Origin of the sequence: Actinomadura sp. KC06, assembly GCF_004348735.1 — a bacterium.
Classification (GTDB): domain Bacteria; phylum Actinomycetota; class Actinomycetes; order Streptosporangiales; family Streptosporangiaceae; genus Spirillospora.
In genome coordinates this window covers 42,358-65,867 of record NZ_SMKT01000030.1, presented here as the reverse complement: position 1 = coordinate 65,867, position 23,510 = coordinate 42,358, and the positions used below count along the sequence as shown (strand labels likewise).

Below are 23,510 nucleotides of genomic sequence, written 5' to 3'. Positions count from 1 at the left end.
GGGTGCGGGCTGGGGGGTGAAGAGCGCGTTCAGCCGGCCGCTCGTGCCGGGGCCGGTGACGCCGTCGTGCTGCGACATCCCGGACGGCACCGCGAGCTGCTGGTCGATCTTGAACTGGCGGACGGTGGCGGCGGGCCTCTCCTGGGTGTTGCCCGTGAGCGCGTTGTAACGGCGGCTAACGGGTTCGCTGCGGGATCAGCTGCAGCCTGACGTTCTCGTCGTAGGGGATGACGAACGTGGAGATCCGGGCGGTGGAGTCGGTGGGCTTCCAGGTGAGCGGAATGAGGAAGAGGCGGTCGCCCGAGGCCAGGAGAAGGCGCAGGTTCTGATAGCGGTGCCGGTAGGCGGCCTTCTCGCCGAAGTCGGCGTGCCTTGTCTCCTGCGGGACGTCGAGCAATGGTTCCTTGGTGTAAATGACCACCTCGGGCAGTTCGCCGAGGTTCTTGGCGTCGTCGTAGGCGCGGGCGATTCCGACTTCTCCGGCCAGGCTGTTGGCGGCCCAGAACAGGCCCATCACGCCGATCGCGATGGCGGCCAGGCGTCCGCCGCGTTCGATGCCGTCCATCGCCGATTCCCCGGAGCCGGCGTGGCGGGCCAGCCAGAAACCGTAGACCAGAAGCGGGGCGCACGCGGTCAGCGACAGCGGGGTGACTCCGGGCGTCTCGTTCCGCGCGACTTCGGTCGACACCAGGCCGACCAGGGCCCGCACCAGCAACGCCAGGCCGATCAGCGCGATGCCGATGCCGAGCCGGCGCGCCGCGCGCGGCCGGGACGGCAGGATCGTCCCGCTGATCAGCGCGTGCGCGCCCAGTGCCACGAGTGCGATCAGGAGCAGCAGGGCCGCCGCCGGATACGCCACCTCGACGCCGAATTTCAGCAGATCCTGATTGGCCAGCTCGGTCAGTTGCAGATCGACGCCGAAATACCGGAAACGCTGCAGCGTGGCGACGTAGCCGTACCAGATCAGCACGCCCGCGATGATCGTCGTCGGCGGGCCGAAGGTGCTCAGGGTGGCCAGCCGCTGGGTCCAGTCCTGCGCGGGATCGGGTGCCGGTTCCTCGGCGGGACGGCGCCGCTCGGCCCTCATGCGTGCTCTCGCCAGCCGGTCGGACCCGCGGTCAGCACTGGCCAAAGCCGGACTCTCCAAAGTAGGGCTCCACCGAATTGGGCACCCATTCCACGCAGGCCGGGAGGTCTGTGGTGGATCGCCAGGTGGCCCGGACGGGGCGGCCGGGGCCAGGCTGGGCCCCGCTGATGTTCTGGCACGGCCCGACGGCGGTGTCCGTGCAGAGTTTTGAAAGGGACCAGGTGACCCTCAAAGTGTATTTGGCCGGGAGAGCGGGCCGCGAAGCGGACGAAAGGAATTGCGGCTTCACGCCGCAGCTCTCGGTGGGCGAGATCACCGTATTCGGCGCGCACGGTTTCGGGGCTGCGGACCCCAGCCCGGCGCATCCGGCTTCGCTCCTATAAGTCACGTCGGCGAAAGCCGCCGCCGATCTGGCGGCCTCCGACATGTCCGCGTCTCGCGCCTCAGGGCCCCCTACGGTCCGGACGCTGAAATTCTCGATCCGGACCGGATAGGGAGCCGAGATCTGCCAACACACGCTATCGGGGGTGCGGTTGTTCAGGGACGCGCCGCTGCCGGTGGAGACCCTGGGAGTCTGCCAGGGTTCCGCGGACGGGCCGACCGACGGCGGTTGCGAACCCCCCTGGGGATCCTGCCCCTGCGGCGATGAGTTCAGCGGCGCAGGGGTGGCCGACAGCCCCTGGTCGCCTTCTTTACCGGAACCACTCCCACACCCCGCGATGAGAATGATCAAGGCGGCCGCGCCGGCTTTGGAAAAACTCACCGTTCGAGTGTAGAACCCCGGACTTCCGCGAAAGAGCGCCCGCCAAGGCCGTTAACGGCCTGGCCGTTTACGGCCGACAAAGACCCATGCGCATGATAATGGACTCTGCGCAGTATCTGTGCATGGCCGACGAACGGTTCAGTGTGGTCCGCCCCGACACGGCCGACGGTGTCATCAGCGAACGCCTGGTCTACACCGACAGCGTCGAACTCTCTGAGGCGAGGGCCCTCGTTCAGGCCGGTTGATCGTTCGCCCACGCGGTCTCGCGGGCGCGGACCAGGGCCGTCAGCGTGGCGTTCACCGGGGCGTCCCGGCCCGCCTTGGCGGCCTCGCGGGGCACCGCGCCGTTGATGAACATGATCTCGCTGACGCGCCGGGCCTCGTGGTCGAGGAGCGCGGACGGCTTCGCGGCCGGCATCTGCGCCCCGAAGTCGCGGACGAACTCGACAGGGTCCGGCGCCGATATGGCGACGCCGAGGGCGCGTGCGGTGTCCCATGCCTCGGTGGCCGCCGCGCGGCTGACCGGGCCCATGTGCTCGTCGTCCATGACTTCGCCGACCGTCAGCCCGGTCAGCGCGCACGGAGCGCTGTAGGCGACGTTGCAGATGAGCTTTTCCCATTGCATCGCGGCGATGTCGGAAACGGCTTGGGCGTCGAATCCGCCGAGCCGCCATGCCGCGGCCACGCGCTCGACCTCGGAATGGTCGAGCCCGCTGTGGCCGCCGAAACGGAGCGCGCGCATCGCGTTGTGGTGGACGTTTCCCGGACCCTTCACCGACGCGCCGAACCCGCTCGCCACCCCGACGGCGAGCCGGTCGCCCCCGAGTTCCGCGGCGACGACGTCGGCCGAGCCGAAACCGTTCTGGATGGTGAGGACGATGGTCGCGGGCCCGATGAGCGGCCGCGCCTCGGCCGTCGCGGATTCGACGTCCGCCGCCTTCACCGCGAGGACGACGAGATCCACCGGATCGTCGGGAGCGGAGGTGTGCGCCTGGACCGAGACCCGGAACTCCCCAGCCGGCCCGGACACCTGAAGCCCGTTCTCGGCGATGGCCGCCATGTGCGCGGCCCACCTGTCGACGACGAGAACGTCGTGGCCCGCGGACGCTAGCCGTCCGGCGTACACCGACCCCATCGCCCCGCAGCCGACCACCGCGATCCTCATGACTTCCCTCTCCACGCTCATGCCTGCTCCTTATGGGGCTCAGTCGAGCAGCCGCGCGATCTCCGCTGAAAGGCCCGGCTTCGCTTCGAGGCCGAAGCCGGGATCGTCGGCGGGGCGGATCCGGCCGTCCGCCAGGCGGCAGCCGGGGCCGTAGCCGCCGAACGGCTGGAACACCCCCGGATAGGCCTCGCAACCGCCGAGGCCGAGACCCGCCACGATGTGCAGGTTGATCAGGTGCCCGCCGTGCGGGTACGCCGACCGGCGGTCGAACCCGTGCTCCTCCAGCAGCTCGATCATCCGCACGTACTCGGTGAGCCCGTAGCTGAGCCCGGCGTCCATCTGGAACACGTCGCGGTCGGGTCGGACGCCGCCGAAGAGCAGCAGGTTCTTCACGTCCTGGACGGAGAACAGGTTCTCGCCGGTGGCGACGGCTCCCGGGTAGATCTCCGCGAGCCTGCGGTGCAGGTCGAAGTCGAGCGGGTCCACGGCCTCCTCGTACCAGCGGAGCCCGTGGCCGGCGAGGGCCTCGGCGTACGCGTGCGCCTGCGTCCAGCCGAACCGCCCGTTGGCGTCGACGGCGACCGCGGCGCCACCGCCCATCGCCTCGACGGCCGCCTCGACGCGGCGCAGGTCGTCGGCGAGCGGCAGGCCGCCGATCTTCATCTTCACGGCCGGATATCCGTCGTCCCGGTAGCCGCGCAGTTCGGCCGTCAATTGCCCGATGTCGTCGCCGGGACGGTAATAGCCCCCGGCGGCATAGACGGGGACGCCGTCGCTTTCCGGCGCGCGCCCGTACGTCTTGCCGATGACGGCGTACGCCGGTTCGCCCGCGTATTTGGCGAGCAGATCCCAGCAGGCGAGTTCGACGGCGGCGGCAGCGGCGGCGCGGTCGCCGTGACCGCCGGGCTTCTCGTCCTTCATGGCGCGCTGCAGGACGCGTCCCGGGTCGAGGAGCCCGGTGTCGGGGGCGAGCAGCGAATCCGGGTCGGCGCTGAGCACGCGCGGGATCATCCGGTCGCGCAGGATGCCGCCCTGGGCGAAGCGTCCGATGGAGTTGAACGCCACTCCGGCGAGCAGGCGCCCATTCCTGCGCACATCGCTGATCACCGCTACCAGGGAAACGGTGTGGTCGGCGAAGCTGACCACGGAATTGGCCACGTTCCCCTGCAGCGGAACGGATATCTCTCGGATCTCGACGATACGCAAAGGCGGTCCTTCTGCTAATGCGCGCCTGAGACGCGCGGGACGGCCAGCTCGCGGAGCCGCCGTTTGAGCACCTTGCCGCTGGGCGTGCGGGGCAGTTCGCCGACCAGGTCGACCCGGGTCGGGCATTTGTAGTGCGCGAGCCGATCCCGGCAGAAGGCGATCAGCTCCGGCTCGGTGGGCACGGCGCCGCCCCTGGCGACGACCATCGCGGCGACCGTCTCGCCCCAGCGCTGGTCGGGGACGCCGACGACGGCGACCTCCGCCACGTCCGGGTGCTCGGCCAGGACGTTCTCGACCTCCACGGGATGGACGTTCTCGCCGCCGGTGATGATCATGTCCGTGATGCGGTCGGTCAGGAACAGGTAACCGTCCCCGTCCAGGTGGCCGGCGTCGCCGGTGCGGAACCAGCCCCCGGCGCGGAAGGCGCGGGCGTTGTCGGCCTCGCCGCCGAGGTATCCGGGGGTGAGCAGCGCGCTGCGCATCCAGACCTCGCCGGTGGCCCCGGCGGGCAGCTCGTTCTCGGTCCCGGGGTCGCGGATCTGGATCTCGACCCCGTCGGCGGCGCGCCCGGCGGACGCGAGCCGCGCGCCTCCCCTGCGATGGTCCTCGGGGCCGAGGAACGTGATGGGCCCGCAGGCCTCGGTCATCCCGTAGCTCTGGACGAGGTCGCAGCCGAGCACCGTCCGGGCCTCCTCGATCACGGCGGGCGGCATCGGCGACCCGCCGTAGATCAGCGTGTCCAGGCTGCTCAGGTCGGCGCCCGCCACCGCGGGGCTCTGGACCAGGGTCTGGACGACGGCCGGGACGCTCAGCATGTGCGTGGCCCGGACGTCCTGCAGCACGCGCAGGACCCCCTCCGGCGACGCGTCGGTGAGGAAGACCGACCGGGCGCCCCGGCCCAGGCAGTAGAACAGCCAGCCCGTCCCCGAGACGTGGAACAGCGGGGACGGGACGCACACCACCGATCCCGGGCCGACCTCCCACGGCGCGGACGACGTGAGGTTCGCCGCGATGTTGCCGTTGGTCAGCTGCACCGCCTTCGGCTGCCCCGACGTCCCGGAGGTGTAGATGAGCAGGGTCGCCGCGCCGGGGTCGGCCGGACGCGGGTCGGCGACGGCGGACCGCCCGTCCAGCCAGGCGTCGTAGCCTCCCGCGACGCTGAGGTCGCCGCCGAGGACCACGGTGTTCTCCCCGGCGGCCTCGTCCGTCACGCCCAGCGCGGGCAGGTACGCGGCGTCGCTGACGATCGTCCCCGGCCGGGCGTGGTCGAGGACGCGCGCCAGCTCGCCCGGCGCGAGCCGCCAGTTGAGCGGGACGGCGGGGACGCCGCGCCGGTTCGCGCCCACCATCAGCTCGGCCCAGACGGCGGAGTCCCGGCCGAGGTAGGCGACGGGGCCGCCGGAGTCCGCCAGGGCGTTCGCGACCTGCGCGGACCGGTGCGCGAGCGCGCCGAAGGTGAGCAGCCTGCCGCCCGCGTTGCCGGTGGCCGGCCCCTCGGGCGCCTCCCGGGCCCAGTGATCGGCCATATCGGCCAGCGAACCGGTGAAACGGTCGTCCATGAATACGCCTCCGGGTCACCCGTTATTAGCAGAAAACTGAAGTCATTCTCAATAGCCGGCCTCCAGCCGGCCTCAGCCGGCGTCGAGCCGCCGCAGGCCGCGCTCGGCGATCTCGCGGACCTCGCCGTCGAGGTCGCCGAACTCCTGACCGGCCATCGCGCCCGCCCGCACGCGGACGGCGATGCCCTGGGTGATCACCGCGCATTTGAAATGCGCCAGCGCCTCGTAGAAGGGCAGGTCGGGCAGCTCCACGCCCGCCTGGCGCGCGTAGCGGTCGGCGATCTCGCTGCGCGGCGGGAAGCCGGGGAGGCCGGTGACGGCCGGGGTCAGCCGCAGCCCCGGCTCGCCGGGCTCCTGCCAGTAGAACAGCAGCAGCGCGAGATCGGTCAGCGGGTCGCCGAGCGTGGACATCTCCCAGTCGAGGACGGCCCGCACCGTGCCGGGGTCGTCCGCGTCCATGACGCAGTTGTCGAGCCGGAAGTCTCCGTGGACGATCGCGTCCCGCTGCGACGCGGGCACCGACTCGGCGATACGGCGCCCCAGCTCTTCCACGGGTGCCACGGCCTCGGTGCGGGAGCGCCGCCACTGGTCGTTCCAGCGCCGGACCTGCCGGGCGAGGAAGCCGTCCGGCCTGCCGAAGCCGTCCAGCCCGACCGACTTCGGGTCGACGCGGTGCAGGGCCGCCAGCGCGTCGACCAGCGCGAACGCCATCTCGGCCCGCTGGCCGGGGCCGTCGGCGTACCCGTCGGGAATGCGGTCCCGGATGACGTGGCCGCGCACGCGCTCCATGACGTAGAAGGGCGAGCCGGTGAGGGCGCCGTCATCGCTGAGGACGATGCGGGGAACCGGCACCGGGGACGGGCCGAGGGCGCGCTGGACCCGCGCCTCGCGTCCCATGTCGTGCGCGCTGGGCAGCAGCTCGCCGGACGGCGGCCTGCGCATCACCAGCTCACCCGCCGCGCTGGCCAGCAGGAACGTCAGGTTCGACTTCCCCCCGGCCAGCAGCGTCGCGGTCAGCTCCGCCCACCGCGCGTCGCCCGTCGCCTCGGCCACGGCGGGGCCGAGCAGGTCGGGACGGACGAGCTCGTCCAGCCCGGCCCCGGCCCCGGCTCCGTTCGTCACCATGCCCCGCCCCATTCGCCGTCCACGCTCACGCTCCGAAGTCCCAGCCGTTCCCGCGCTCGAACTCGCGGAGCAGCCGCCGCCCGACGTTGACCACGTGCACCTCGTCCGCGCCGTCGTAGATGCGCCCGAACCGCGCGGCGCGGTACATCCGGCTCAGCGGCGTGTCGTCGGTGAGGCCCGCCGCCCCGTGCACCTGGACGGCCCGGTCGATGACGTCGTGCAGCATCCGCGCCCCGACGACCTTGATCGCGCCGATCTCGACGCGCGCGTCGTGGCCGCGGTCGATCCTGCTGGCGGCGTCCAGGGTGAGCAGGCGGCACGACTGGATCTGCGCCCAGCTCTCGAACACGTGCTGCTGCATCAGCTGCCGCCCGCCCAGCTTCTCGCCCTTCAGCGTCCGGCTGTTCAGCCGGTCGCACATCAGCTCGAAGGCCCGCTGCGCCTGTCCGAGCCAGCGCATGCAGTGGAAGATGCGTCCGGGGCCGAGCCGCTCCTGGGCGATCGCGAAGCCGGCGCCGCGCTCGCCGAGCAGGTGGCCGGCGGGGACCCGCACGTCGGTCAGGGACAGCTCGTAGTGCCCGCCCTCGATCCCGAGCACGGGCGTCTCGCGGACGATCCGGTACCCCGGCGTGTCCGTCGGGACGACGATCAGCGAGAACGCGCGGTGCGGCGGCGTGTCGTCCGGCTCCGTCCGGCACAGGACCGTGGTGAAGGCCGCGTCACCGGCGCCCGTGATGAACCATTTGCGGCCGTTCAGCACCCACTCGCCGTCCTCCAGCCGGGCGGAGGTCTCGAGCTGGGTCGGGTCGGAGGACGCGACGTCCGGCTCGGTCATGGCGAAGCTCGGCCCGATGGCGCCGCGCACCAGCGGGTCGAGGAAGCGGTCGCGGACCTCGCCCTCGGCGTGCCGGCTGAGCATGAGCGAGTCCTGGAGCGTCCAGGTGCCGAGGGCGTACTGCCCGAAGTCCGAGCGGCCCTGGATCTCGTTCACGTAGACGTAGTCGAGGAACGGCATCCCGCCGCCCCCGATCTCCGCCGGGTGCCCGAGCGCCCACAGCCCTTCCTTCTTGGCCTGCGACTGCAGTTCCGCGAGCAGCTCGCGGGATTCGGGGCTGCGCACGTCCAGCGCGTGCTCGACGGGTTCGACGCGCTCGGTGAGGAACCGGTGGACGGCCTCGCGCAGCGGCCGCACGTGCTCGGGGACCGAGAACGCGCTGGTGAGAGCAGGCGGCTTCATTTCACCATCGACTTGTGCCGGCTGTGGTCGACGTCGTCGAGGGTCGCGGTCAGGAGCCGGTGCGCCTCCGCCGGGTCGGCCTCGAAGCCGGGCGTGTCGATGCACAGCTCGACCATGATCCCGTTGGGGTCGATGTAGTAGAGCGAGCGCAGGTAGTCGTGGTCGACCTCCATGTACGGCTCGACCCCGGCGGCCTGCATCCGGCCGCGCACCTCCTCCACCTTGGCGGCGGTGACGTTGAACGCGATGTGGTTCACCCAGCGGGGCAGCTTGTTGCCGATGGAGATCTCCGAACTCCAGCCCTCCCGCTCCCCGGCCTCGTGCAGGTCGAAGAACGCGATGCAGCTGCCGTCGCCCGTGTCGTGGAAGGTGTGGCGGAAGAACCCGCCGCTGGGCCCCGCCGCCACCTCCGTGTGGACGAGCGGGAACCCCATCAGGTCTTCGTAGAAGCGCGTGGTCGCCTCCAGGTCGCGGCATGCGTAGGCGACGTGGTGGATTCCGGGAGCGGGCACGTGTGTACCTCCGTGTCTAAAAGGTGGGAATTCTGTTTCAGAGGGCGGCTCAGCGGCCGGTGAACGATGGGGCGCGGCGTTCGGTGAACGCCTTCACGCCTTCGCGGAAATCCGCGGTGCCGTGCAGCAATGCCTGGTCGCTGGCCTCGTGGCGCAATATCGCGTCCAGGCTCTGGTGGCCGCCGGCGAGCATGGCCTTGGTGAACGCCACGGCCATGGGCGGCTGTTCGGCCAGCCTGCGGGCCACGTCCATGGCGGCCGGCAGCGCCTCCCCCGGCGCGGCCGGGTAGTCGGCCAGGCCGATGCCTACGGCCTCGTCCCCGCGCACCGGTTCGTCGAGGAGCAGCATCCGGCGGGCCCTGCCGTCGCCGACGCGCTTCGGCAGCGACCACAGCAGGCCCAGGTCCGCCATCAGCCCGAGGCGCGGGAAGGCGCAGCGGAACGTCGCGTCCTCGGCGGCGACGACGAGGTCGCAGGCCAGCGCCAGGGACAGGCCGGCGCCGACCGCGTGCCCTTCGACCGCGGCGACCACCGGCTTCGCGCCCGCCGCCAGGGTGCGGACGGTGCGGTGGAGCGCGTTCAGGTTGTCGTAGGTCCCGGTGACGGTCGCGTTCTCCAGGACGGCGACGTCGACCCCGGCGCAGAACGTCCCCTCCGACCCGGTGAGGACGAAGGCGCGGATCCGCGGATCGGACAGGTCCTCGTCCAGCCGCTCCTGCAGCGCCGCCATGGATTCGAGGGTGAACGCGTTCCGCTTCTCCGGGCGGTCGAGCTTGAGGACGCGCACCGCGCCGTCGTCGTCAAATGACAGCGTCACGTCACACCGCCGTCCAGCCGCCGTCGACCGACAGGACGCTGCCGGTGACATAGGCGGACGCGTCCGACGCCAGGTAGACGAGCGCTCCGTCCAGCTCGCCGGCGCGCCCGCCCCGGCCCATCGGGATGGTGCGGCGGATGTAGGCGCGGCCCTCCTCGGTGGCGAAGAGCTCCTGGCTCATCTCCGACTCGAAGTAGCCGGGCGCGATCGCGTTCACCCGGACGCCGTCGCGCGCCCACTGCGACGCCAGCTCGCGCGTGAGGTTGACGGCCCCGGCCTTGCTGGCGCAGTAGCCCCCGTGGGGGATCCGCTTGGAACCGACCAGCCCCAGCGCGGACGCGATGTTGACGATGCTGCCTCCGCCCTGCGCGGCCATCGCGAGACCAGCGTACCGGGCGCAGGTGTAGAGGCCGACCAGGTTGACCTCCAGAATGCGGCGGAAGTCGTCGGTGGTCTCCTGGGCGACGGTCTTGACGTGGGTCGTGCCGGCGTTGTTCACCAGCACGTCGAGGCGTCCCGCCCAGTCCTGCGCGCGGGCGACGAGGGCGCGCACGTCGGCCTCGACCGTCACGTCGGTCGTGACCGGCAGCACCCGGTCCTCGCCCAGGTCCTGTGCCAGTTCCTTGAGTTCCTGGGTACGCCGCGCCGCCGCCACGACCCGGGCTCCGCGCCCGGCCAGGCACTGGACGAACCGCCTCCCCAGGCCGGACGAGGCACCGGTGACGACCACGCCGCTGCCGGTGAGATCGAACAGATCTGGCTCCGCCACGCAATCCTCCTTATTCCTGTTCACGCGGAATCGGCCTGGGCGCTGCCGAGATAGGCGGCGAGGACTTCGGGATTCGCGCCTATCTCGGAGGGCGTGCCGACCGCGACGAGGCGGCCGAAGTCCAGGACGGCGATCCGGTCGCAGATGTCCATCACCACGCCCATGTTGTGCTCGATCAGCACCACGGTGAGGCCGAGGCGCTCATTGGCGTCGAGAATGGCGTCGACCATCGACTCGACCTCGTCGTGGGTCATTCCGGCGACGGGCTCGTCCAGCAGCAGGACGTCGGGCTCGGCGGCCAGGGCCCGGCACAGCTCGACCTGGCGCTGGGTGCCGCCCGGAAGCTCGCCCATCCGCGTGTCGCGGAGCGCGCCGAGACCGAACATCTCCAGGACCTCTTCGGCCTTGGCCCTGCTCTCGCGCTCTTCGCGCGCGGCCCATCCGTACCAGAGCATTCCGCGCAGGACGCCGGCGCGCTGCTTGCTGATGCATCCCAGCAGGACGCTGTCCAGGACGGTCATGGTGGGAAAGGACTCGACGTTCTGGAACGTCCGCCCGATGCCCCGCGCGTTGATGCGGTCGGGACGCGCGCCGCGGATTTCCTGGCCGCGATGGCGGATCGAACCCTGCTGCGGCCGGTACACGCCCGAGACGCAGTTGAAGAGCGAGGATTTCCCCGCGCCGTTGGGGCCGATGATTCCGAACGTCTCCCCTTCCCGGATCTCCAGCGAGACGCCGTCCAGGGATCTGACCCCGCTGAAATTGAGGGTGACGTCCTCGAGTTCGAGAACCGTGGTGGTCATCGGCCCGCCCTTTCCGCCGTCCGCCGGGCGCGCCGGCCGCTCATGTCCTGCCCGCCGAGGTAGTACTGCGCGACCCGCTCGTCGCCGGCGAGTTCGGCGGCCGGGCCGCCGGACACGATGCGGCCGCCCTCCAGCACGTAGCCGTACTCGGCGACCTCGAACGCCAGCAGCGCGTTCTGCTCGACCAGCAGGACGGTGGTGCCCTTGGCGTTGATGGCCCGGACGACGTCGCGGATCTCCTCCACGATGCGGGGCGCCAGGCCGAGGCTCGGCTCGTCCAGGACCAGCAGCCGCGGCTGGGTCATCAGCGCCCGGCCGATCGCGAGCATCTGCTGCTCTCCCCCGGACAGGAAGCCCGCCCGCTGCCCGAGCCGCTGCCGCAGGACCGGGAACAGGTCGAGGATCTCCTCGTAGGTCGCCTCCCGGCGTTCGTCGTCGCGGCGCAGGGTGTGCGCGCCGGTCAGGAGGTTCTCGCGGACGGTGAGGTTCGGGAAGACCTGGCGGCCTTCGAGGACCTGCGCCACCCCGCGCCGGACGACGGCGGACGCGTCGGCGCCCGTGATGGCGTCGCCGTCGATGCTGACCCGGCCCTGGTGGATCACGCCCTGGTGGGCCTTGAGGAGGCCGGAGACCGCGCGCAGCAGCGAGGTCTTGCCGGCGCCGTTCGGCCCGACCAGCGCGACGATCTTCCCGGCGGGCGCCGTCAGTGAGACGTCTTCGAGGACGACGCCGCCCGTCCGGTAGCCGACGGTGAGGTCCTCGACGGCGAGGCTCGCCGCCGCCTTCTTCTCAGGCGTCCGTGCGCTCTTGTCAGGCATCTGACCGCCCCTTCCGGCCGACCGCGTTCAGTACCCGTTCGGAGATCCCGGCGAGTCCCCGCGGCTCGAAGACCAGCACCGCCACGATGGCGAGCCCGTAGAGGCAGTTCGCGAGGACGTCGACCGACACGCCGCCGCCCGCCGACGGGGTGGTGCTGATTCCGGGAACGACGCCCGCAAGGAGCGTCACGACCTGCGGGATCGCGGTGACGAACACCGCGCCGGCGATGGCGCCGCGCAGCGACCCGACGCCGCCGATGATGATGATCGCGAGGAGCTCGACCGACATCATCAGGTCCCACTGGTCGGGGACCGCGTACGTCTGGTACGAGACCATCAGGGCGCCCGCGAGGCCCGCGTACGCGGCGGCGACGCCGAACGCCGCGCTCTTCATCCGGGCGACGGGGACGCCGACGACCCCGGCGGTCAGGTCCCGGTCGCGGATCGCCGCGAAGCCGCGCCCCGGCCGGGTGCGGCTGAGGTTGCGGGCCGCGACGGCCGCCACCGCGAGGACGGCGCACGCGAGGTAGAAGAACTGCTGGTCGCCGGTCAGCATGAACGGGCCGGCGATCACGTCGTCCAGCAGGTCGTGGCCGAAGATCTCGACGGGCTGCGCGGCGCGTCCCTTGGTGCCGCCGGTGAGGCCCTCCCAGACGTCCCACACGTACTCCGCGACGAACAGGACCGCGAGGGTGACGACCGCGAGGTAGAGCCCCCGCAGCCGGGCGGCGAACGGGACGACGAGCAGCCCGACCGCCGCGCTGACCAGGCCCGCCGCCGGCAGCCACACCCAGATCGGCAGCCCCTGGTCGGCGCCCAGCCAGATCGCGGTGTAGCCGCCGACCGCGACGAAGGCGGAGTGGCCGAGCGAGACCTGGCCGGCCAGCCCCGTCAGCACGTGGAGGCCGAGCGCGGCGATCGCGGAGATCGCCGAGAACACCGCGATCGCCTGCCACTGCGGCGTGCTGAACAGCGGGACGGCCAGGAGCACGACCACGGTCACGATGCGCACGCTGCGGGACGTCCACCGATGCTGCGGACGGCCCGTCAGCGCCGAAACGACGTCCGCGTCGGCACGGGTCTTCACGGTGGAGGTCATCAGATGCGCTCCGCCTCGTGGTGCCCGAAGAGCCCCGAGGGACGCAGCGTCAGGACCAGCAGCATCGCCACGTACGGAAGCACCACGTGCACACCGCCGTACTCCGCCAGGTAACCCGAGCCGAGCACCAGCATCAGCCCGACGCTCATGCCGCCGACGACCGCGCCCGCCAGCGAGTTGAACCCGCCGATCACGAGCGCGGGCAGGGCGCCGAGGGCGGTGTCGACCATGTCCGGGGAGACGCGGCGCGGGAACGCGCCGAGGAAGATCCCGCCGGCGACGGCCAGCACCCCGGCGATGCCCCAGGACACGGTCTGGACCCAGCGCATGTTGATGCCCTGCGCCAAGGCGGCCTCGTGGTGGTCCGCGGCCGCGCGCAGGGCGAGGCCGTAGCGGGTCCGCTGGAAGAACAGCCAGAGCGCGGCCAGCAGGACGAGGGAGACGCTGATGATCCAGACGCCCGTCCACGAGAGGGCGACGCCGCCTATGCGGAGCACGCCCCGTCCCATCGGCCCCTCGGTGGACCCGCGCGGGTTGACGCCCCACGCCATCGCGACCACCGCCTGCCCCATCACCGACAGGCCGAGCGTCGCCATGATCACGACGTAGAGGGAGCGTCCCGCCAGGCGGCGCAGGATGACCTTCTCGCACACGATCGCGAGCGCCACCATGCACACCAGCGCGACCAGGACGCCCCAGCCGAACCCGTACGGGACGAGCGCCGCGACGATGTAGGCGCTGATCATCACGAACACCGGGTGCGCGAAGTTGAACACGCCCGAGCTCTTGAACACCATGACGAAACCGAGGCCGATGAGCGCGTAGATGCAGCCCAGGGCCATGCCCTGGAAGCTCAGCTGGAGGAAGTTGTCCATGATCGCCTCAGTGGCCCGTCAGCTCTTGGAGCCGTCGGCGAGCCGCCACTTGCCGGCGAGGTCCGTCGCGCCGAAGCCGGTGACCGGCACCGGAACCCCGGTCTTGGTGTCGATCTTGTTCATCCGCGTCTGCCGCGAGGGGATCCGGCTGTCGGCGTCGCCCGAGCCGTACTTGAGGTCGGGGCTCAGCCCGTTCGTCGTGACGCTCAGCCCGGACATGGCGGCCACCACGCCCTTCTGGGTGAGGTCCTTGTCCTTGCACGCCTTCTCCAGCGCGGCGACCGCGACGGACGCGTCCACCCAGCCGGCGATGACGAGCTGGTCGGGCTTGGTGCCGGGCGCGACCTTCTCGACGTTCTGCTTCACCTCGGCCATCGCGGGGACGTTCTCGGTGTAGAGGACGCTGCTGGTCACCACGTGCAGCTTGTCGACGAGGCGGCCGAGCTGCTTCGCCATCGCGGTCTCGTAGCCGGAGTCGACGGTCAGCCAGTGCGGCGAGTAGTCGAGCTGGGACGCCTGGCTGAGGATCGGCCCGGTCTTGGAGGCGATGCCGTGGATCCACACGGTCTCGGCGCCGGCCTTCTTCATCTTCAGGACCTGGGCGGTGAGGTCCTCCGCCTTCACGTCGTAGGCGGCCTCGGCGACGACCTCGATGTCCGGGTCGTTGGTCTCGACGTAGCGGACGGCCTTCTGGCCCTCCTGCCCGAACGCGTCGTCCTGGTAGATGACGCCGACCTTGAGCTTGCCGTCCGAGCCGGCCTGCTCCTTCTTCGCCCAGTCGAGCCCGTTGATGACGTACATCGGGAACGGGGTGGTGAACAGGTAGACGTTCTCCAGCTTGATGACCTCCGCGGCGCTGGTCGCGGCGAGCGTCGCGATGCCGTCGCGGGCGATCTGCTGGCTGAGGCCGTAGATGCTCGTCGCGCCGAGCAGCTGCCCGATCATGACGATGTCCTTGACGTTCGCGCGGTACGCCTGCACCGCCACGGCCGGGTCGTACTTGGTGTCGGCGCGGACGGACTTCAGCTGCCGCCCGCACACGCCCCCGGCCGCGTTGGCCTTGGCCAGGCGCGCGTCGAACCCGGCGGCGCCGGCGATGGCGCCCGCGGCGACGGGGCCGGTGTAGCCGTTGAAGAGGCCGATCTTGATCTCGTCGTCGGTGACGCCGGCGTCGACCTTGACGCCGTCCTTGCTGGTCGACGCTCCCGGGGTGGCGCAGGCGCCGGCGAGCGCGGCGGTGACCGCCAGGGAGATGCAGGCGAGTCGTGTTTTCACAGGGGGTACCTCGTCATCCGCTGAAGGCTGCCGGGAATGGTGGGTGGGTTGCTATTCGTGGGGGTGCGAAGCCGCGGCTCGCAGGTGCGACCGGCGGCGTATGAGCGTGGCGGTGACCGCGACGACGACCACGGCCAGCAGGAGCGCCGATTCGGGCAGGCCGGCGAGATCGTCGATTCCCGCGAGGTGGTCGATGGAGACGCGTCCGGGCCCGGTCAAGAGAAGGGTGAGCGCGGCGGCCGCGAAGACAGCGGGCAGCTCGACTCCCTTGTCGCTCTCCCACAGGCCGTTGGGGACGTGGAGCGAGGCGGCCACGAGCATCACGCCGACGACCGTCGCTGCGGCGGCGGGCGTGAGGAACCCGGCGACCAGCGCGAGCCCTCCCGCCACTTCGAGGGCTCCGGCGAGGGTCGCCATGGGCCGTCCCGGACGGAACCCGCCCTTCTCGAAGGCGAGCGCGGTCTGCGCCAGGCCCGGACCGTCCAGCAGGCCGAACTTCTTCAGCCCGTGACCCGTGAGGTAGAGCCCGAAGACCGTCCGCAGCGCGAGGAGCCCGATGTCGGCCGACGTGCCCGTCATGCCAGGCGCGCCGTGGTCCAGGCGACGATCAGGTCGGCGAGTTCGGCGCGGGCGGCGTCTCTCCCGTCCTTGCCGCCTCCATTCCTGCGGAAGTAATGGTCGCCTGCGATGACGTGGGATTCCTTGTCCTCGGATCCCAGCGCTTGGAGGATCGCGTCGGCGTCGCTGGGGAAGACGCCGGTGTCCATGTCGGCGTTCACCACGAGCGCGGGCTCCTTGATGCGCGCGAGGTGCGGCGTCGCCCGGGTCTCGGAGTCCTCCAGGCTCCAGAGGGAGAGCCAGGTCCGCAGCGTGCAGGTGCCGGCGATGCCGAAGACCGAGGCGTTGGCGCGGGCCGGCTCGCCGGCGTAGCAGGAGTTGGGAGGACGCCGGGTGGGCTCGATCGTGGCGTCCACCATGCGCGGGTCGGCCCAGGTGCGGTGGACGTTGAACAGGCGGTCGCCGGACCCCGCGTCGCGGAGGCGGCGCATCTCGTCCTTCACCCAGCGCGTGATGCGGTGGTTGCGCCGTGTCTGGGCCTCGCGGTACCGGGCGAGGAACTCCTCCGAGTAGGGCGCCGGGTTGCCGGGGTCGAACAGGCTGAGCGCGGGGTCGGTCGAGACGGGGTCGGACTCGTCCACGACCGACGGGTCCATCCAGGCCGTGAGGACCTCGGGACGGCCGAGGTGCGCGGCCGTCGAGATGTAGGCGTCGCCCGCCGGGAGGTCCAGCACGCCGCGCGCGGGCCGCATGCCCTCCAGCGGCGTGACGTTGGGCTCCTTGGCCTGCGACTGGTAGGCGGCCATCAGAGATCCGCCGCCGGAGTTGCCCAGCAGGACGACCTGCTCGACGCCCGCCTCCTCCCGCAGCCACCGGACGCCCTGCCCGATGTCGACGAGGGCGTGGTCGAGCAGGAAGTGGCTCTCGGCGCCCCGGAAGCGCGTGTTCCAGCCCAGAAAGCCCAGGCCGCGCTCGGCGACGAAGTCGGCGAGGTAGTGCTCGGAGAAGTCGACCGAGTAGTGCGTCGCGATCAGCGCGATCTTCGGCGTCCGGCCGGCCGGGCGGTGGTACAGCCCCTGGCACGGGTGTCCCCCGGCGCCGGCCCGTTCCGCCGTGGGCGAGGCGAGGCCGACGAAGAGTTGCTCCACCGCCATGGTGATACTCCCAAAGTAAACCTGACGTCGTATTCGTACCTTAGCCGCGGGTTCAGGGGATGTCCATACGTTGATCTGGGCAGATTCACCGTCCGGCGGCCGCTCGCGCGGGCGGGTGCGGACCGGTCAGGGACGGCCGGTGGGCAGCCAGGGCGGCCGGGTGCGCTCGTGGGCGGCGATGGCCTCGTGCCGGGCGAGGGTCAGGTCGATCTCGTCCAGCCCGTTGACGAGCCGGTGATGCGCCGAGTCGTCCAGCTGGAAGGGGACGCCGCCGATCCCGGCGGCCGGGCAGTGGACGGAACGTTCCATCACGTCCACGACGATCTCGGTCGCGGGGTCGTCTGTCGCGGCGGCGAGGAGCGCGCGGACGACGTCGGGCGCGGCCTGCACCGGCACCAGGCCGCTGTTCGGCAGGTTGCCGCGGAAGATGTCCGCGAAGCCGGGCGCGACGATCGCGCGGAAGCCGTAGTCGCGCAGCGCCCAGGGCGCGTGCTCGCGGGACGACCCGCACCCGAAGTTCGGGCCGCTGACCAGGATCGGCGCCCCGCGGTACTCCGGCCGGTTCAGCACGAACCCCGGGTCGCGGCGCCATTTCTCGAACAGGCCGTCCTCGTAGCCGGTGCGCTCGACCCGCTTCATCCAGTGCGCCGGGATGATCTGGTCGGTGTCCACATCGCCGCGGTCGAGCGGGACGGCACGGCCGGCGACCCGCGTGACGGGCTCCATCAGCGCGCCTCCGGAAGATCGGCGGCACTCGCCAGGTGGCCGAGCACGGCCGAGGCCGCGGCGGACTCGGGCGAGACCAGGTGGGTGCGGGCGCCGGGCCCCTGGCGCCCCTCGAAGTTGCGGTTGGACGTGGACGCGCTGCGCGTCCCCGGCGCCACGACGTCCCCGTTCATCCCGACGCACATGGAGCACCCGGACGAGCGCCACTCGAACCCGGCGGCGCGGAACACCTCGTCCAGCCCCTCCTCCTCGGCCCGCCGCTTGACCCGCGTGGAGCCGGGGACGACCAGCGCGCGGACGGTCGGCGCGATCCGGCGGCCGCGCAGCACCCCGGCGGCGGCGCGCAGGTCGGCGAGCCGGCCGTTGGTGCACGAGCCGATGAAGACGGTGGAGATCGCGATGTCGCGCAGGGCGGTGCCGGGCGCGAGGTCCATGTAGTCCAGCGCGCGTTCGGCGGCGGCGCGCTCGGCGGGATCGGCGAAGGACTCCGGGGCGGGCACCGTCCCGTCGATGCCGGTGGTCTGCCCGGGGTTCGTCCCCCAGCTCGCCTGCGGGCCGATCGCGGACGCGTCGATGACGACCTCCCGGTCGAAGGCCGCGCCGTCGTCGGTGCGGAGGGTGCGCCAGTCGTCCAGCGCGCGTTCCCAGAGGCGCCCGCGCGGGGAGCGCTCGCGGCCCTCCAGGTAGGCGAAGGTGGTGGCGTCGGGGGCGATCATGCCGCTGCGCGCCCCGGCCTCGATGGCCATGTTGCACACGGTCATGCGCCCCTCCATCGGCAGCGCCGCGATCGCCTCGCCCCGGTACTCGATGAGCGCGCCGGCCCCTCCGGCGGTGCCGATCCTGGCGGTGATCGCGAGCGTGAGGTCCTTGGCGGCCGTGCCGGGACGCGGCGTCCCGCGCAGCGTCACGGCCATCGCCCGCGGCCGGGGCATCCAGAGGGTCTGCGTGGCCAGGACGTGCTCGACCTGGCTGGTCCCGATGCCGAACGCGATCGCGCCGAACGCGCCGAGCGTGGCGGTGTGGCTGTCGCCGCAGACGATCGTCATGCCCGGCTGGGTCAGGCCGAGCTCAGGGCCGATGACGTGCACGATGCCCTGCCCCGGCGAGCCGAGCGGATGCAGCTCGATGCCTGCGTCGCGGCAGTTGTCCTGCTGGATCCTCAGCTGCCGGGCGCTCAGGCCGTCCAGCAGGGACAGCGCCTCGGGCGAGGTGGGCACGTTGTGGTCGGCGGTCGCCACGGCGAGGTCGGGCCGCCGGACGGGGCGTCCGGCCAGCCGCAGCCCCTCGAACGCCTGCGGCGAGGTGAGCTCGTGCAGCAGCTGCAGGTCGATGTAGAGGAGGTCGGCGTCGCCGCGCTCGATGACGTGCCGGTCCCAGACCTTGCCGGCGAGCGTTGCAGGGGTCACGGTTCACTCCAGGAATGCGCGGCGGCGGCCCCGGCGGGCCGGCCGGTCCGGGCCGGTCAGTCCGGGTCGGCCCGCCAGTAGATCGCCCGATACCACATCTCGCCGAGGGTGCGGACGGCGTCCTCGTCGTCGATCTCGGCGTCCTCGCCCGCCCCGGCGAGCAGGTCGTAGCAGAACTGGTTGAGCATCGCGACGATCGCCCTGGCCGTGAGCTGCGGATCGGCGCCGGGGCAGTACCCCTCCCGCTGGGCCCGCCGGACGCTCTCGGCGATGCCCTGGACGGCGTCGTCGCACAGCTCCCGCCAGTGCCCCGCGAACTCCTCGTTGATCATGGCGAGCTGGAAGACGCCCACCATCTCGGCGAGCCGCTCGCGGTAGGTCTCCCAGTGCGCGCGCGCCGACTCCATGACGCGCTCGCGGTGCGGGACGCCGTGCTTGTAGGCGACCACGGCACGCGCCTTGGCCTCCTTGCGGAAGTCGTCCGCCCAGTGGGCGAGCAGGTCTTCCTTGGAGTCGTAGTAGTTGTAGAAGGAGGCGGGCGAGCGTCCGGCCTCCTGCGCTATGTCGGCGACCGTCATCGCGAGGAAGCCCTTGCGGGCGATGATCCGGCGCGCGGCCGCCTCGATGGCGGCGAGCGTCTTGCGCCCGCGCCGGGTCGGACGGGGGGTCTGATCCTTCTCCACACCTGAACCTAACATCGGGTTTTCTCCCGCTGAACACGCCGCGCTGGGGAGCGCGCCGGACGGCCTGCCGGAGCCTCGGACACGGCCAGATATGAATCTGATGTTAGCATCATATGCGCCGACCGGTTTCCCGGGCTCCCCCGCCGCCGACCGGGTGCGCCGCTGACCGCAGAGCCGGAAATGACGGCTGCATGTGGCCACGCCGTGCCAATGCCGGGCGGGCTCAGCGGGGTAGGTCTCGACCATGCGCGAGAGCACCCCGGTCGTCGTCATCGGAGCGGGTCCGGCGGGACTCACCCTGGCCAACCTGCTCCGGCTGGCCGGCGTCGGCTGCGTGGTGCTTGAGCGGCAGAGCCGGTCCCATGTGGCACGGCGCCAGCGCGCGGGCGTGCTCGACTACGCCAGCACGCGGATCTTCGAGGAATGGGGGCTCGCGGAGACCCTGCTGGCCGGCATGCCCGAGGACCGCGTCCTCGAAATCCGCGTCGACGGCGAACCGCACCTCCTGGACATGCGCGCCCTCTCGGGCGGCAGGACGGGCCGGGCCATCCCGCAGCAGGTACTCGTCGCGCGCCTCATGGCCGCCTTTCTCGACGGCGGCGGCGACCTGCGGTTCGACGCCGGCGAAGTGACCCCGCACGACCTCGACGGCACCGCCCCCAAGGTCACCTATCGCGACGCGGACGGGACCCTGCATGAGATCGCCTGCGACTACATCGCGGGCTGCGACGGTTACCACGGCGTCACCCGGGAGAGCGTGCCCGCCGAAGCCATGACCACCTACTCCTACGACCACGGCATCGGGTGGTTCACCGTCCTCGCCGACGCCCCGCCGCCGCGCCGCCCGCTCTTCGCGATCAGCGCCCACGGCTTCGCCGCGCAGTTCCCGCGCGGTCCGGCGGCCTGCCGCCTCTACCTCGAATGCGCCCCGGACGACATGCCGGCCGACTGGAACGACGACCGGGTCTGGGAGCAGTCGCGGCTCCGCCTCGGCGACGACGCCCTGCCCACCGGTCCGATCACCGATAAGGCTGTCGTGGAGATGCGCAGCTTCGTCGTCGACCCGATGCGGTACGGGAGGCTCTTCCTCGTCGGGGACGCCGCGCACATCATCACGCCCATGGGCGGCAAGGGGATGAACCTCGCGATCGCCGACGCCGACGTCCTCGCCCGCGCACTTCGCGCGGCCGTGCACGACGGCGATGAGGAGCCGCTCGCCGCGTACTCCGCCACCTGCCTCAGGAGGGTGTGGAACCAGCAGGAGTTCTCCCGCTGGCTGACCGAACTGACGCACGAGGCCGGTGACTCCGCGCTCGCCGGGACGTTCCGCCGCCAACTGGCCAGGGCCCGGCTGGACCGGCTGTTCGCGTCCGGTCCGGCGGGCCGGGCGTTCGCCGACCTCATGGCGGGCGGCTGACGTCGGACGTTCAGCGCGGCTGCCGGGAGCCACCGGCCTAGGCGTCGCGGATGTGCAGGAGCAGGGCGGCGGCCGTGAGCGTCGCGGCGGCCCATCCGGCGGTCACGCCGAGACCGGCCCAGGGGCCGATGGGCAGGCCGCGGACGTCGCCGGTCGCCTGGACGGCGAGCCCCACGCTCGGCCCGATCCGCTGCAGCGGCCGCTGCCAGTGCGGATCGCCGATCACCTGGGCGAGGACGGGGAAGAGGTAGAGCAGCCCGAGGACGACCCCGATCCCGGTCGCGGAGTCCCGCAGGACGGTGGCGACGCCGAGGCTGAACAGGGCGATCAGGATCAGGTAGAGGATCGACCCGGTTGCCGCGCGCAGGGTCGGCCCGTCGGCCAGGGACAGGGCGGGGTGGCCGTGGGCGTCCGTGAATCCGCGGCCGGGCAGGGTGAGCCGTCCGGCCAGCAGCGACCCGAGTACCGCGACGGTCCCGGCCGCGGCCACGCTGCCGGTGAGGACGACGGCCTTGGCCGCGAGTGCGGTGATCCGATGCGGCGTCGCCGTCAGGGTGGTCCGGATCATGCCCGTCCCGTACTCGCCGGCGATGACCAGGACGGCCAGGACGGCGACCGGCGCCTGACCTATCTGGACGCCGATGAGGCTGAGCCTGGTCACGTCGCCGCCGCAGCCCGCGGACGTGCATGTCACCACCGACGTCACCGCCGCGCTGAGGGCCACCGTCGCCGCGATGCTGCCGAGCAGCAGCCATCGAGGGGCGGCGACGGTCCGCAGCTTCGTCCATTCCGCGTGGAGGGCCGGTGTCATGCGTCCCTCCGGTGGAGAAGGACGGCCGCCACCGCCAGGCTGACCAGCGCGTAACCGGCCAGAACGGCGAGCCCGGCCCACGGTGCCAGCGGATAGTAGCCGTTGGACGGCGTGTAGACGCTCGCGACCTGGTGATGCTCCACCAGCGTCTGCTGGACGGCGAAGGCCGCCGCCGGTGTCACCCGGCCCAGCCAGTTCGACACGCTCGCCGGCATGAACGGGATGGCCATCAGGATGTAGGGCAGGACGACGGCGGCGATGACGCCGGTGACCGCACCGGCACCGTGCCGGAGGATCGTGCCGATGGAGAGGGCCAGGATCGAAGCTGCCGCGAGCAGCGCCGCGATCCCGAGCTGCAGGCGCAGTTCGGTCGAAGCGGCCACCGGGAAGATGTAGACGCCGTTGGCCCGGGCGAGCCGCTCGCCGAGCGGAATCGCGGCGGCCGCTCCCGCCAGCCCGGTGACGAACGTGACGGCTCCCAGCACGATCGCCTTGGCCATCAGCACCCGAGGCCGCCGCGGGCTGGCGGCGAGAGTGACATGGATCAGGTCCGTCCTGTACTCCGTGGTGACGAACAGCGACCCGACGACGATCACCGCGATCAGCGCGGTGAACGTGCCGGTGAGGATCTCTCCGAGGGTGCCGCCGGTCGGCAGGGTCTCGCGGACGGCGGGCGCTATGTCCCCGGCGCCGGTCACCGTGAAGCGGCCGTCAGAGCCGGTGAACGAACCCGACGTGTTCTCCGGGTAGCCGGCGAAGGTGGGCGATTCGGGTCCGATCTGGTCGCCCGTCCAGCCGCCGCCCGTCCAGCGCCCCTGGACGCGAAGATCCCCGAAGACGGCCGTGGACACGCTGCCGCGCGTGCTCTTGCCGTGCACGGAAGGCGGGGACGCGACGAACGGCCCGGCCTGCGCGGTCGGCCCGAGCCCGCTCACCTGGACGGCGCCCACCTTTGTCCAGTTCGCACCGTCGGCGGAGGCGTAGCCGGTGATCGTGGCGCCTGAGCGCTCCAGCCGCAGCCGGCGCGGGGACGCCGCGGAGACGGGGCTGGGGATGCCCGCGATGTCGTTGACGTAGCCGTGCTGCATCCGCACGCCGTGGCCGCCGGTGACCATGATCGCGGCGTAGGGCGATCCCTGGCGGGTGCCGTCCTTGATGATGAGCCCGGCCTTCGCCCACGGCACGCCGCCGGGCCGCAGCTCGGCGGGACCGGTGGGGATGCTGCTCGTGAGCGCGGAAACGGACACCGTGATGCCGCCGTCTCCGGCCAGCGGCCGATGCACGAAGTAGAAGCTGTCGGTGACCGGCCCGCCGCCGGGCCCGGTCGGGACGGGCGGCGCGCCTTTCTGATCGCTGCTGACCCCGGCGAGCAGGGCGAACAGCACGACCAGGAGCGCCGCCGCCACCAGGCCGGTCACCCATCCGGGGACCGTCCGGAACTTGGTCCACTCCGCGTGCAGCAGCCGGGGGAAGCCGTCCCGCCCGCCGGACCGGTGAATTCGACTCATGGCCCCCGGTTCTACGCGGCGGCCGGTTCCGTCCGGGTCGCGGCGGCCGCGACCCGGCTGCGACCTCGGGCCTGGCATCGTTGGCGGCATGGCACCTCGACCCGGCGGCCGGTCCCGCCGCGCCGCCCGCTCTACCC

General features: G+C 71.9%; 23 protein-coding genes. 2 read left to right on the top strand and 21 right to left on the bottom strand.

What is annotated here, in order from left to right; all coding sequences use genetic code 11:
• Positions 1 to 175: 175 nt before the first annotated feature.
• Complete coding sequence (locus E1287_RS12900; protein ID WP_131965139.1) at positions 176 to 1,087, bottom strand: hypothetical protein; 912 nt, start codon at positions 1,085 to 1,087, stop codon at positions 176 to 178.
• 885 nt (positions 1,088 to 1,972) lie between these two features.
• On the opposite strand from E1287_RS12900, the gene E1287_RS46305 reads away from it, so the two are divergent.
• On the top strand, positions 1,973 to 2,095 hold the full coding sequence (locus tag E1287_RS46305; protein ID WP_279504509.1) for a hypothetical protein: 123 nt from the start codon (positions 1,973 to 1,975) through the stop codon (positions 2,093 to 2,095).
• Here the strand turns inward: E1287_RS46305 and E1287_RS12895 are convergent.
• The 18 genes from E1287_RS12895 to E1287_RS12810 all read right to left on the bottom strand — a co-directional run bounded on the left by E1287_RS12895 (position 2,083) and on the right by E1287_RS12810 (position 19,637).
• Complete coding sequence (locus E1287_RS12895) at positions 2,083 to 3,036, bottom strand: 2-dehydropantoate 2-reductase (protein ID WP_207934177.1); 954 nt, start codon at positions 3,034 to 3,036, stop codon at positions 2,083 to 2,085. The genes E1287_RS46305 and E1287_RS12895 overlap by 13 nt on opposite strands.
• An 18-nt stretch (positions 3,037 to 3,054) precedes the next feature.
• Positions 3,055 to 4,221: an enolase C-terminal domain-like protein gene (locus E1287_RS12890; protein WP_243718918.1), complete on the bottom strand. Its 1,167-nt coding sequence runs from the start codon at positions 4,219 to 4,221 to the stop codon at positions 3,055 to 3,057.
• A gap of 14 nt (positions 4,222 to 4,235) precedes the next feature.
• Positions 4,236 to 5,780: an AMP-binding protein gene (locus tag E1287_RS12885; RefSeq protein ID WP_131965137.1), complete on the bottom strand. Its 1,545-nt coding sequence runs from the start codon at positions 5,778 to 5,780 to the stop codon at positions 4,236 to 4,238.
• 72 nt (positions 5,781 to 5,852) lie between these two features.
• Complete coding sequence (locus tag E1287_RS12880; RefSeq protein ID WP_131965136.1) at positions 5,853 to 6,905, bottom strand: phosphotransferase family protein; 1,053 nt, start codon at positions 6,903 to 6,905, stop codon at positions 5,853 to 5,855.
• 25 nt (positions 6,906 to 6,930) lie between these two features.
• Positions 6,931 to 8,142, bottom strand: a complete 1,212-nt coding sequence (locus E1287_RS12875) for an acyl-CoA dehydrogenase family protein (RefSeq protein ID WP_131965135.1) — start codon at positions 8,140 to 8,142, stop codon at positions 6,931 to 6,933.
• Complete coding sequence (locus E1287_RS12870) at positions 8,139 to 8,654, bottom strand: VOC family protein (RefSeq protein ID WP_131965134.1); 516 nt, start codon at positions 8,652 to 8,654, stop codon at positions 8,139 to 8,141. The genes E1287_RS12875 and E1287_RS12870 overlap by 4 nt, the downstream gene beginning before the upstream one ends.
• A gap of 49 nt (positions 8,655 to 8,703) precedes the next feature.
• On the bottom strand, positions 8,704 to 9,471 hold the full coding sequence (locus tag E1287_RS12865; protein ID WP_207934176.1) for an enoyl-CoA hydratase-related protein: 768 nt from the start codon (positions 9,469 to 9,471) through the stop codon (positions 8,704 to 8,706).
• 1 nt (position 9,472) lies between these two features.
• The gene (locus E1287_RS12860; RefSeq protein ID WP_131965132.1) at positions 9,473 to 10,240 is read right to left on the bottom strand and encodes a glucose 1-dehydrogenase; all 768 of its coding nucleotides are present in this window, start codon (positions 10,238 to 10,240) and stop codon (positions 9,473 to 9,475) included.
• A 20-nt stretch (positions 10,241 to 10,260) separates the two neighbouring features.
• Positions 10,261 to 11,043 carry an ABC transporter ATP-binding protein gene (locus E1287_RS12855; RefSeq protein ID WP_131965131.1) on the bottom strand — a complete coding sequence of 261 codons (783 nt, stop codon included), beginning with the start codon at positions 11,041 to 11,043 and terminating at the stop codon, positions 10,261 to 10,263.
• Complete coding sequence (locus E1287_RS12850) at positions 11,040 to 11,861, bottom strand: ABC transporter ATP-binding protein (protein WP_131965130.1); 822 nt, start codon at positions 11,859 to 11,861, stop codon at positions 11,040 to 11,042. The genes E1287_RS12855 and E1287_RS12850 overlap by 4 nt, the downstream gene beginning before the upstream one ends.
• The gene (locus tag E1287_RS12845; protein WP_131965129.1) at positions 11,854 to 12,960 is read right to left on the bottom strand and encodes a branched-chain amino acid ABC transporter permease; all 1,107 of its coding nucleotides are present in this window, start codon (positions 12,958 to 12,960) and stop codon (positions 11,854 to 11,856) included. The genes E1287_RS12850 and E1287_RS12845 overlap by 8 nt, the downstream gene beginning before the upstream one ends.
• Entirely contained in the window at positions 12,960 to 13,835 is an 876-nt protein-coding gene (locus E1287_RS12840) for a branched-chain amino acid ABC transporter permease (RefSeq protein ID WP_131965128.1), read from the bottom strand. Before E1287_RS12840 ends, E1287_RS12845 begins: the two co-directional genes overlap by 1 nt.
• An 18-nt stretch (positions 13,836 to 13,853) precedes the next feature.
• The gene (locus E1287_RS12835) at positions 13,854 to 15,110 is read right to left on the bottom strand and encodes an ABC transporter substrate-binding protein (RefSeq protein ID WP_131965127.1); all 1,257 of its coding nucleotides are present in this window, start codon (positions 15,108 to 15,110) and stop codon (positions 13,854 to 13,856) included.
• Between the two features lie 51 nt (positions 15,111 to 15,161).
• Positions 15,162 to 15,689 carry a DoxX family protein gene (locus E1287_RS12830; RefSeq protein ID WP_131965126.1) on the bottom strand — a complete coding sequence of 176 codons (528 nt, stop codon included), beginning with the start codon at positions 15,687 to 15,689 and terminating at the stop codon, positions 15,162 to 15,164.
• Complete coding sequence (locus E1287_RS12825; protein WP_207934175.1) at positions 15,686 to 16,822, bottom strand: alpha/beta hydrolase; 1,137 nt, start codon at positions 16,820 to 16,822, stop codon at positions 15,686 to 15,688. Before E1287_RS12825 ends, E1287_RS12830 begins: the two co-directional genes overlap by 4 nt.
• 126 nt (positions 16,823 to 16,948) lie before the next feature.
• Positions 16,949 to 17,548 carry a 3-isopropylmalate dehydratase small subunit gene (leuD, locus tag E1287_RS12820; RefSeq protein ID WP_131965125.1) on the bottom strand — a complete coding sequence of 200 codons (600 nt, stop codon included), beginning with the start codon at positions 17,546 to 17,548 and terminating at the stop codon, positions 16,949 to 16,951.
• Positions 17,548 to 18,954, bottom strand: coding sequence for a 3-isopropylmalate dehydratase large subunit (gene leuC / locus E1287_RS12815; RefSeq protein WP_131965124.1), 1,407 nt, complete (start codon positions 18,952 to 18,954; stop codon positions 17,548 to 17,550). The genes leuD and leuC overlap by 1 nt, the downstream gene beginning before the upstream one ends.
• Before the next feature lie 56 nt (positions 18,955 to 19,010).
• Complete coding sequence (locus E1287_RS12810; RefSeq protein WP_243718916.1) at positions 19,011 to 19,637, bottom strand: TetR/AcrR family transcriptional regulator; 627 nt, start codon at positions 19,635 to 19,637, stop codon at positions 19,011 to 19,013.
• Between the two features lie 244 nt (positions 19,638 to 19,881).
• Here E1287_RS12810 and E1287_RS12805 point away from each other — a divergent pair, with 244 nt between their 5' ends.
• Positions 19,882 to 21,054: a 4-hydroxybenzoate 3-monooxygenase gene (locus tag E1287_RS12805; RefSeq protein WP_131965122.1), complete on the top strand. Its 1,173-nt coding sequence runs from the start codon at positions 19,882 to 19,884 to the stop codon at positions 21,052 to 21,054.
• A gap of 37 nt (positions 21,055 to 21,091) precedes the next feature.
• Here E1287_RS12805 and E1287_RS12800 read toward each other — a convergent pair whose 3' ends face one another.
• Both E1287_RS12800 and E1287_RS12795 read right to left on the bottom strand, forming a co-directional pair.
• The gene (locus E1287_RS12800; protein WP_131965121.1) at positions 21,092 to 21,865 is read right to left on the bottom strand and encodes an ABC transporter permease; all 774 of its coding nucleotides are present in this window, start codon (positions 21,863 to 21,865) and stop codon (positions 21,092 to 21,094) included.
• Positions 21,862 to 23,373, bottom strand: coding sequence for an ABC transporter permease subunit (locus tag E1287_RS12795; RefSeq protein ID WP_131965120.1), 1,512 nt, complete (start codon positions 23,371 to 23,373; stop codon positions 21,862 to 21,864). The genes E1287_RS12800 and E1287_RS12795 overlap by 4 nt, the downstream gene beginning before the upstream one ends.
• Positions 23,374 to 23,510 lie beyond the last annotated feature (137 nt).

Bases quoted from the DNA above. Each gene is read 5' to 3' on its own strand.
- E1287_RS12805 (WP_131965122.1), top strand. From the start codon at position 19,882: ATGCGCGAGAGCACCCCGGTCGTCGTCATCGGAGCGGGTCCGGCGGGA.
- E1287_RS12850 (WP_131965130.1), bottom strand. From the start codon at position 11,861: ATGCCTGACAAGAGCGCACGGACGCCTGAGAAGAAGGCGGCGGCGAGC.
- E1287_RS12880 (WP_131965136.1), bottom strand. From the start codon at position 6,905: ATGGTGACGAACGGAGCCGGGGCCGGGGCCGGGCTGGACGAGCTCGTC.
- E1287_RS12795 (WP_131965120.1), bottom strand. From the start codon at position 23,373: ATGAGTCGAATTCACCGGTCCGGCGGGCGGGACGGCTTCCCCCGGCTG.
- E1287_RS12840 (WP_131965128.1), bottom strand. From the start codon at position 13,835: ATGGACAACTTCCTCCAGCTGAGCTTCCAGGGCATGGCCCTGGGCTGC.
- E1287_RS12895 (WP_207934177.1), bottom strand. From the start codon at position 3,036: ATGAGCGTGGAGAGGGAAGTCATGAGGATCGCGGTGGTCGGCTGCGGG.
- E1287_RS12885 (WP_131965137.1), bottom strand. From the start codon at position 5,780: ATGGACGACCGTTTCACCGGTTCGCTGGCCGATATGGCCGATCACTGG.
- E1287_RS12830 (WP_131965126.1), bottom strand. From the start codon at position 15,689: ATGACGGGCACGTCGGCCGACATCGGGCTCCTCGCGCTGCGGACGGTC.
- E1287_RS12825 (WP_207934175.1), bottom strand. From the start codon at position 16,822: ATGGCGGTGGAGCAACTCTTCGTCGGCCTCGCCTCGCCCACGGCGGAA.
- E1287_RS12855 (WP_131965131.1), bottom strand. From the start codon at position 11,043: ATGACCACCACGGTTCTCGAACTCGAGGACGTCACCCTCAATTTCAGC.
- E1287_RS12845 (WP_131965129.1), bottom strand. From the start codon at position 12,960: ATGACCTCCACCGTGAAGACCCGTGCCGACGCGGACGTCGTTTCGGCG.
- E1287_RS12800 (WP_131965121.1), bottom strand. From the start codon at position 21,865: ATGACACCGGCCCTCCACGCGGAATGGACGAAGCTGCGGACCGTCGCC.
- leuD (WP_131965125.1), bottom strand. From the start codon at position 17,548: ATGGAGCCCGTCACGCGGGTCGCCGGCCGTGCCGTCCCGCTCGACCGC.
- E1287_RS46305 (WP_279504509.1), top strand. From the start codon at position 1,973: ATGGCCGACGAACGGTTCAGTGTGGTCCGCCCCGACACGGCCGACGGT.
- E1287_RS12900 (WP_131965139.1), bottom strand. From the start codon at position 1,087: ATGAGGGCCGAGCGGCGCCGTCCCGCCGAGGAACCGGCACCCGATCCC.
- E1287_RS12875 (WP_131965135.1), bottom strand. From the start codon at position 8,142: ATGAAGCCGCCTGCTCTCACCAGCGCGTTCTCGGTCCCCGAGCACGTG.